Annotated in this window: 9 protein-coding genes, 1 pseudogene and 1 riboswitch; of the genes and pseudogenes, 6 read left to right on the forward strand and 4 right to left on the reverse strand. The window is 70.4% G+C overall.

Going from position 1 to position 8,376, the window contains the following annotated elements; translation table 11 throughout:
* Positions 1-3 precede the first annotated feature (3 nt).
* A riboswitch (adenosylcobalamin (AdoCbl) riboswitch) is annotated at positions 4-163 on the reverse strand.
* Between the two features lie 137 nt (positions 164-300).
* Entirely contained in the window at positions 301-855 is a 555-nt protein-coding gene (locus EFK10_RS05215) for a histidine phosphatase family protein (protein ID WP_127354594.1), read from the forward strand.
* On the opposite strand, the gene EFK10_RS05220 is transcribed toward EFK10_RS05215, so the two are convergent.
* Positions 815-1,690 carry a deazapurine DNA modification protein DpdA family protein gene (locus EFK10_RS05220; RefSeq protein ID WP_127354595.1) on the reverse strand — a complete coding sequence of 292 codons (876 nt, stop codon included), beginning with the start codon at positions 1,688-1,690 and terminating at the stop codon, positions 815-817. The two genes, EFK10_RS05215 and EFK10_RS05220, sit on opposite strands and share 41 nt — an antisense overlap.
* 95 nt (positions 1,691-1,785) lie before the next feature.
* On the opposite strand from EFK10_RS05220, the gene EFK10_RS05225 reads away from it, so the two are divergent.
* The 4 genes from EFK10_RS05225 (at position 1,786) to EFK10_RS05240 (ending at position 5,647) form a co-directional block, all read left to right on the forward strand.
* Positions 1,786-2,091, forward strand: coding sequence for a hypothetical protein (locus EFK10_RS05225; protein ID WP_127354596.1), 306 nt, complete (start codon positions 1,786-1,788; stop codon positions 2,089-2,091).
* Positions 2,092-2,443: 352 nt separating this feature from the next.
* Positions 2,444-3,598, forward strand: a complete 1,155-nt coding sequence (locus tag EFK10_RS05230; protein WP_240677001.1) for a sodium:calcium antiporter — start codon at positions 2,444-2,446, stop codon at positions 3,596-3,598.
* A gap of 141 nt (positions 3,599-3,739) precedes the next feature.
* Complete coding sequence (locus tag EFK10_RS05235; protein WP_127354597.1) at positions 3,740-5,281, forward strand: LCP family protein; 1,542 nt, start codon at positions 3,740-3,742, stop codon at positions 5,279-5,281.
* 54 nt (positions 5,282-5,335) lie between these two features.
* Positions 5,336-5,647, forward strand: a complete 312-nt coding sequence (locus EFK10_RS05240; protein ID WP_127354598.1) for a hypothetical protein — start codon at positions 5,336-5,338, stop codon at positions 5,645-5,647.
* Between the two features lie 292 nt (positions 5,648-5,939).
* On the opposite strand, the gene EFK10_RS05245 is transcribed toward EFK10_RS05240, so the two are convergent.
* Positions 5,940-6,362, reverse strand: coding sequence for an SsgA family sporulation/cell division regulator (locus tag EFK10_RS05245; RefSeq protein WP_127354599.1), 423 nt, complete (start codon positions 6,360-6,362; stop codon positions 5,940-5,942).
* Positions 6,363-6,714: 352 nt separating this feature from the next.
* Here EFK10_RS05245 and EFK10_RS49555 point away from each other — a divergent pair.
* A pseudogene (locus tag EFK10_RS49555) lies at positions 6,715-6,825 on the forward strand (aldo/keto reductase); the annotation flags it as partial.
* Positions 6,826-7,143: 318 nt separating this feature from the next.
* Here EFK10_RS49555 and EFK10_RS05255 read toward each other — a convergent pair.
* Entirely contained in the window at positions 7,144-7,920 is a 777-nt protein-coding gene (locus EFK10_RS05255; protein ID WP_127354600.1) for an ABC transporter ATP-binding protein, read from the reverse strand.
* Positions 7,917-8,376: ATP-binding cassette domain-containing protein (locus EFK10_RS05260; RefSeq protein WP_164835830.1), on the reverse strand; the 460-nt coding region annotated here is incomplete at its 5' end. The genes EFK10_RS05255 and EFK10_RS05260, both read right to left, overlap by 4 nt.

The raw sequence follows: 8,376 nt of genomic DNA on the forward strand, positions 1-8,376 counted from the left end.
GGGAACACGCGTCCCGTGTTGGTGGAGCACGCGACGACGGCGCAAGGGTCTGACTCGCCGTCACCCACTCCTGTCCACCAGGGGCCGGAGACGGACACACAGTGGCGCGACCGTGCCGGATTTGCACCGGACTTCCGTTCGCGCCGTCGTCTTATCGCTATGACGGTAGCGGTCCGCCGCCAGCCCGGCCAAGGCCGCGTCGGTCACAGTCCGTCCCCACCTTCAGGCGTACGGCGCGCTGACCGGTCCCGATAGCATCACCGGTGCTCCCTAGGCCCCAGCAGAAGGACTGCGCGCCCTATGACGATCCGGCTGACCCTGCTGGCCGCCGCCCCCATCCCCGCGCTGCGCGCGGCGCGTTTCGACGACGACCAGCCGCTGGATGCACGCGGCCTGGATGCGGCCCGTGCCGCCGCTGCGGCACTGCCCCCGACGGCGCGGCAGTTCACGGCGCCCTCGCTGCGGTGCCGTCAGAGCGCCGATGCCCTCGGGCTCTCCGCCCTCGTGGAGCCGGCGCTGCGCGACCTGGACATGGGTGCCTGGCGCGGCCTCGCCCTGGACGACCTGGCCAACCAAGACCCCGCCGGCCTCGGCGTGTGGACCAGCGACCCGGCCGCCGCCCCGCACGGCGGCGAATCGGTGACCGCGCTGTGCCAGCGCGTCGGGGCCTGGCTCGACGCCCTGCCCCCGGACACCGGACGCACCCTCACTGTCACCGAACCCGCCGTCGTCCGCGCCGCAATCGTGCACGCCCTGGCCGTGTCGCCCGCAGCGTTCTGGCGCATCGACGTCCTCCCCCTGTCCGCCACCTGGCTCACTGGACGAACTGGCCGCTGGAACCTTCGCCTCGGCTGAAGCCGATCGCGCTCTGGTGGGATCTCGGCTGCCATCCGGCGTCGTCTCGCCGGACCGGCCCCCTGGTTGGGCCTCGCCTGGCCCTGGGATTGTCGAACCGCTTTCCCCAGATCTGGACCCCCTGGACGGGGCCGCACTCGGGGCACCAGCAGGCGGGGCGGATGCGAAGGTCGGGAAGCGGTAGGCCCTTCTTGGTGAAGGCGAACAGGATGCGCTGCCGGTGCTGTGGCGCGGCCTCCCAGTAGGGAGAGCTGACGCCAACCCGGCAGGGTGCCGACACGCGGGCCCGCCAACGCAGCGCGTACCGCTGGCAGTTCTGGCACCGTTCGGCGCGGTGGGTGCAGCCGGCCAGGCGGGGTGCGCGGCGGGCTCCGGTGGACCAGGCCAGGGAGTCGGCGGAGGCCAGCAGCAGGTGCCCGTACTTGGTGATGCCGGCGCTTTTGACCCCGAGGCCATGGAGGAGCCAGCCCCGGTCGGCGAAGGTGCTGACGATGGCGCCGATCTCGCTGGTGCCCTGGCGTCGGCACACGGAGCCGAGACCGACGACGGGTTCGGCGCCCAGGTCGACGCCGGCGGCTGCGTACCGGTCCGCGCATTCGATGTAGCTGGCCGGGGTCGCGCCCTGCAGGACCGGCATCCACGGGATTTCCGGTGCCAGTTCCAGGAGCTGGAGGTAGTTGTCGACGGTGAGGCGCTGGTGGATGCGGACGGCGGTGACGAGGTCCTGCTCCGGGTCGCCGGGCCTCAGGCCGCGCAGCTCGCGGGTGCCGTGGAACCAGTGGGAGCTGCTGAGGGGGACGTCGCGACGCCCGTAGATGACTTGTGACTCGCACATGTTGTCCTGGGGCGCAGCCCAGTCTGATCATCCGGGGGCCGGACCCTACTGCCGGTCGGCGCAGTGGCGAGCACCGGATCAGGGGCGGAGCGGGCATGAGCGCGCGTTCACGGGGCGGCCGGAAGGCAGCCCAGCCGCCCGCGGGGTGGCAGCCGCCGGAGCGGCTGCTGGCGGAGGGCGACGGCACCGTGGTGCGGTTCCTCTCGCAGTCCGGGGATGCCGAGCGGGTCTTCGACTTCGGCAACATCCGGGACAAGAACGGGGACCTGGTCGAGATCGAGGTCGGGATCCAGCAGTGGCTGGCGCGCGTCTTCACCCGGCGGACGTCCCCGAGGTCCGGTGTCACCCGGCTCGCCGGGGCCGGCCCCGTGTACATGGCGGCGACGCCGATCGCCCGGTAGAGAGTCGGGTGTGACCCATGACACGGTGGTGACGGCCTCTACAGGGCCAGCAGCCCGCCCAGCACCAACAGGAAGGACGCCACGTCCTTCGAGCCGCTGAGGCTGGCCGCGATGCGGTGCGCGCCGAAGGCGGTGGTGAACCCGCCGCGGGTGCGGCGGCCCGCTCCCGGGATCCGTCCACTGCATCGAAGCTTCCTCGCTCACTTGTGGCGGTGCGTGGCGTGTACGATGGCGGCTGCGAAGGGGAGTAGCCCCGCAATACCGGTCGTCGACACACTGGAGCCTCCGGGTTCCCGGTGGCCGGGCCCGCTTCTGGGGTCATGGATGCGGGTGGGCGAGACCTTCGGCCCATTTGTCGACGACGTATATCAGCGTGTCGGCGGGGTCGAAGCTGCCGCCGCTCCTCGCGCTGGTCGTCCTCGAGCCCCCGCCGGTGCGGGAAGGCCGGACGATACCCGTGATCCATTTCGTGTTGCTCATCGTGTGCGCGGTGGCGATCTACCTCTCCTGTGAGTGGTTCGTCAACGCGGTCGAGTGGCTGGGCCAGCGCCTCAATGTCGGGAAGATGGCGGTCGGCACGATCCTGGCCGCCTTCGGTACCGCGCTGCCGGAGTCGGTGGTGACGCTGGTCGCGGTCACCACGGGCGCCACGGATGAGGCCAAGAACATCGGGGTCGGGGCGGCGATGGGCGGCCCGCTCGCGCTGGCCACCGTCGCCTACGGTGTGACCGGCGCGATGCTGCTCCTCAAGCACCGCAAGGCCCGCGCCCTGGTCCTGGTAGGCGCAGATGCGCCGGACAGTCCTGCGGACGCTGAGGCGCTGGGTGACGAGAAGGACATGAGGCGGCTGGCCAAGGACCAGACGTGGTTCCTGCCGATTTTCGTCGTGAAGGTCGTTTTGGGGCTGGTCGCCTTCGCCTTCAAGCCTGCTCTGGGTCTGCTGTTCTTCGCCGCTTACGCCGTCTACTTCTGGCGCGAGATCCGCGGCGGCAGTGACGGTGAGGAGGAGGATGAGGAGGGGCTGGAGCCGCTGAAGCTCCAGCCCAAGGCCGCGTCGCCGGCCACCTGGGCGGTGACGGTCCAGACTCTGGCGACCCTGGTCGTGATCTTCTTCGCGTCTCAGCTGTTCGTGAAGCAGCTGGATGCGATCGGCCCGATGCTGGGGCTGTCGGCCACGGTGACCGCACTGCTGCTCTCCCCGATCGCCACCGAACTGCCCGAGATCATGAACGCGATCATCTGGGTCCGTCAGGGCAAGACCAAGCTCGCTCTGGCCAACATCTCCGGCGCCATGATGATCCAGGCGACCGTTCCCAGCGGGCTGGGTCTGCTGTTCACCAAGTGGAAGTTCGACGGCGCCCTGTTGTGGTCCGGGGCCATCACGATGGCCGCGATCGTCTACCTCCTGCTGACGATGCGCGCCCACAAGCTCACCCCCGCCCGCCTGGCGGTGGCGGCCCTGTTCTACGTCGCGTTCGCCCTGGGGCTCGTCCCGATCCTGGCCTGACACCCTGCCGGTGGCGGCCACAAGGGGTCGCCACCGGCTTTCACGGACCTCGCGCCCCCATGCGTCGCTGCGCCCTGCGCCCGCGTTGGCCGGGGGCTCTCTACGCGCCCACAGCCCGGGCGCCCGGACGAATGCGTGATCATGACCGCTGAGCACCCGACCCCCGACCCCCGGCCGGCCCGCACCGCCCCGATAACACGCGGGGGCGCCAGGCGTAAGCGACCGGCTGAGCGCGCCAGGGGGCGGCGCAAGCCCCGCAGCCGCAAGAAGCTGCTCCTGGCAGCGACAGCGGCCGTCGTGGTCCTGGCTGTCGCGGCGACAGGCACTGTGTATCTGCGCCTTTCGGGCAACATCAACACCTTCGACGGCCAGGGGCTCAGCCACCACCGGCCGCAGCAGACACCGGGCAACGCACAGAACGTCCTGCTCATCGGATCCGACAGCAGGTCAGGTGACAACGCGAAACTCGGCGGCGGCACAGACCCAGTGGGCCGCTCGGACACCACGATCCTGCTGCACCTCTACGCCGATCACCGCCACGCGGTCGGCGTGTCCATCCCCCGCGACTCCCTGGTCGACATACCACCGTGCCTGCTGCCCGACGGCACCTGGTCCCAGCCCCGCACCAACGCGATGTTCAACTCCGCATTCACCCTCGGCAGCACCGCCACGGGCAATCCGGCCTGCACGCAGAACACCGTCGAGACCCTGACCGGGCTGCGCATCGACCACACCATCGTCGTCAACTTCGCCGGCTTCGCCGCCATGACCCAAGCCGTCGGCGGCGTGCCCGTCTGCCTGCCCAAGGACATCTACCAAAAGGACCTCAGCCCCAGCCGCACCACCCAGGGCAAGCTCATCTACCGCAAGGGCGAACAGAAAGTCTCGGGAAAGGCCGCCCTGGACTACGTCCGGCTGCGCCACGGCATCGGCGACGGCTCCGACATCGGGCGGACCAAACGTCAGCAGGCATTCATCTCCAGCCTCATCGGCCAAGTGAAGAACCAAGGGTTCAGCCCCACCACACTGCTCCCGCTCGCCAACGCGGCGACCAAGTCCCTCACCGTCGACCCGGGCCTGGGATCGGCCGGCAAGCTCCTGTCCTTCGCCACGTCGTTGAAGAACATCGACCTGGCCAACATCCAGTTCCTCACCGTGCCCTGGAAATACAGCGGCGCCCGCATCGCCCTGGTCCACCCCGACGTGGACAACCTGTGGGCCACCTTGAAAGAAGACCGCACCCTGGACGGCAAAGCCACCACCAAGCAGACCAAGAAAAAGTCCACCCCAACCGCGACCGCCAGCCCGGTCAACGGCGCCGGCATCACCGTCGCCGTCTACAACGGCACCACCACCGGACTCGCCGCCCGCGCCGCCGACCTCCTGCGCGCCCACCGCTTCACCGTCACCGGCACCGCGACCGCCAGCACACAAAACCACGCCACCACCGTCGTCCAGTACGGCACCGGCCTGGCCATACACGCAAAAACCCTCGCCCGGCTCTTTCCCCACGCCCAACTCCAGCCCATAACTGGCGCCCGGATCAACCTGATCACCGGCCAGGACTACGCAAGCACCACCACCTCACCCACCCCCGCAGCCCCCGCCACCATGCCCTCCACCGTCACCAAACAGGCACGGTCAGCCGACGACAACATCTGTTCCAACCTCTCCTACGGCTGAACGCGACCTTGATGCTTCCCTTCCCGCCCCGTCCGTTCTCCCGGAGGCGCCCCCGTGCCTGACGACCTCAATGACGCAGCCGACGCGTTCACCCACCGACTCGCCCACCACCTGCACGGCCGCCGCAGCGGAGCGCGCACCATACGCCTCGGGGCCGCGTGGATCATCGTCGCAGCCGACCCGGACACGCACTCATTCGTCATCGACGTCTGGCGCGCCCCGCGCGTCTTCGGCGGTAAACGCGAACGCCTCCTGCGGCTACCTGCCGACACCGCAGACCCTGACACCGCCGCCGACACCATCCGCCAGGCACTGCCCCACCAGCCCTGGTACCAGCGTCTACTCGCCGCGCTCCGCCGACTATGAAGCCCGGTGAAGGCCGCGTGAGGTCTCCCGTCAAACGGGAGACCTCGGTGTCAGACTCTCGTAAGACTGCCGATGCCTCCGGTCCCCGGTGACACCACCCCCCCGGATCATGCGAACTATTGGGGGAGCAGTCATGCCGGGCGGGAGCCCATTGCGGGGCCATGGAACGTTGTTGTTCGGGCCGGCGCCGGTGCGGTGGCCTGGGTCGGGCGCTTCGACCCAGAGGTTGCCCCGCCGGTGCGGAGCTGACGGACGAGATTTCCGGAAACCGGGGCTCGCCCCCGAACCCCCCTCAGTCTGGCGGCTGGCAGTCCTGCAGCGCGGCGAGCGCGGCGTCGACGTCGAGGTGGTGGACCTCCTGGCCGGCGGGGACGGCTTCGTAGGCGCGGGAGAGGAAGGTGTGGAGGTCGGCCGTGACGAGGTCGATGAGGGCGATGCCTTCTCGCCCGCGCAGTTCGATCATGGTGTGGCCGGGGTCGTAGGGCCAGATGTGGACGTCGCCGTCGCCGGAGGGGGCACGGAGGCCGGCGGTGAGGAGGCTGCGGGCGAAGGTCCAGGTGACGTCGGTTCCGTCGAGGGAGACGGAGGCGGGGAAGGTCAGGTAGACGGCGAGCGGATCCTCGCGGTGATAGCGGAGGACGGCGGTCGTGTCCTGATCCCCGGAACCGGGGGCAAGGATTCGGACCCGCACCGTGCGGTCGACGTCGGTGAGCATGGCTGGGCCCCTCCGGTGGGCGCGTGTTTCGTCATCTACTCGTCGTAGGTGGAAGCGATCGGCTTGCGTGCCCCATTGCCTGACGTGAAGTGTCCACGCCGCATTCACGTGCGGAGTGGACACATAGCGGCGGATGTAGAAGCGATCGGTCGGGGTGGGATAGCCGGCATGCGGTCTGGTCGGGCCCGTAATCCAGGCCCGTACCGGTGTCTGAGCCGCCCCGAGGTCCTGAGAGGGTTCTCCGGCCTGGTTCCACTTTCCGTAAGGGCCCCTGGTCCCCGCCACGACTATCCAGACGTACATGCCACACGTATGGCCATGGATTCGGGCTACCGTCGGAGTATGCGAAGCAGGGAGGATCGACGAGATCGTGCCGCCCGGGACGAATCTCGCGGCGCGCGACGCGGGGTACACGCCGCCGGCACTCACCGAAGCGAAGTTGCGGCGGCGCCGTCACGGGTAGCCGGGGCCCGGTCCGCCCGTCCTGCCGGCTACCGGACCACCTGCCGGTGGTGGACTTGTCGCGCAGTTCCCCGCGCCACCACCGCATTCATGCCAGAGCCGTTCCTCTTACAGTCCCTCCGCCCGGGGAGCCGGGACTGCGTGCCGTGCCCCGGAGCCGGGGAGGGGATTTTCGAAGAGTCTCAGAGAGACGGGAAGAACCTCTGGATGTCGCGGACGAAGTTCTCCGGGGGAAGTGAGCCAGGGCGGTTGGTGCTGTCGACGGCACCGGGTCGGCGTCGGCGGGCCAACCCGGACCCGGGATCCGGCGCTCCGGGACTCAGCGCGGCGGGCGCTTCGGCAGCCGGGGCACGCTGGCGACCAGCCGTCGGGTGTAGGGATGGCCGGGCGAGCCCAGGACCGCGGGGCTGTCGCCCTGCTCCACGACCTGGCCGTGTTCCAGCACCGCCGTGTGCTCGCAGAGCGCCGCCACCACGGACAGGTCATGAGAGACCATGGCGATCGTCAGGCCCATGGTCTCCTTGAGTTCGGTCAACAGGTCGATGATCCGGACCCGGGTGGTGACGTCCAGAGCGCTGACCGGTTCGTCTGCCAGCAGCAGCCGCGGCCGGCAGACGGTGGCCCGGGCGATGGCGATCCGCTGCCGCTGGCCGCCGGAGAACTCGTGCGGGTAGCGGCCCGCCGCGTCCTCCGGCAGGCCGACCGCCGCCAGGGCCGCGGCGACCTGGGGGCCCTCGGCAGCGGACGTCGCCAGCCGGAGTGAGCGCAGCGGCTCGGCGACGATCCGGCCGACTTGCTGCCGGGGGTCCAGCGACGAGTACGGGTCCTGGAAGACGCACTGCACGCTGCGCCGCAGGCGGCGCAGCTGCTCGCGGTCGCCGAGCCGCAGCGGGTCCCCATCGAAACGGATCTCTCCGCTGGTGGGCCGGGCGAGGCCCAGCAGCAACCGCAGCAGCGTGGTCTTGCCGGCGCCCGACTCGCCGACCAGGGCGACGCTGCGGCCCGCAGTGATCTCGACCGAGACGCCGTGCAGCACCGGAGCGGTGCCGCGGTAGGCGAACCCGGCGTCGCGGGCGGCCAGGATGGGAGTGGTCATCGGACGGTACGCTCCAGCGCGCTCTCGAGGTGGCGGGCGCTCGCCACCAGGTTGCGGGTGTACGGGTGCTGCGGGTCGTGCAGGATGTCCGCCACGCTCCCGGACTCGACGGCCTCGCCGTCCTTGAGCACCAGCACGTGGTCGGCCACTCCGGAGACGACCGCCAGGTCGTGGCTGACGAAGAGCAGGGCCATACCCCGCTCGGCGACCAGCCCGTCCAGCAGGCTCAGCACCTCCGACTGGACCGTCACATCCAGCGCGGTGGTGGGCTCGTCCGCGATCAGCAGCGCCGGCTCGCAGGCCAGCGCCATGGCGATGGCGACCCGCTGGCGCTGGCCGCCCGAGATCTGGTGCGGGTAGGCGCGGGCGGCCCGCTCCGGAAGCCGCACCTGGTCCAGGGCCTCGCCGACGGCGCGGCGCAGCGCCGGGCCGCGCAGCCCGCGTCGGCGGCGCAGC

The sequence above is a fragment of the Streptomyces soli genome, assembly GCF_003999195.1.
In the GTDB taxonomy this organism is placed as follows: Bacteria; Actinomycetota; Actinomycetes; order Streptomycetales; family Streptomycetaceae; genus Actinacidiphila; species Actinacidiphila soli.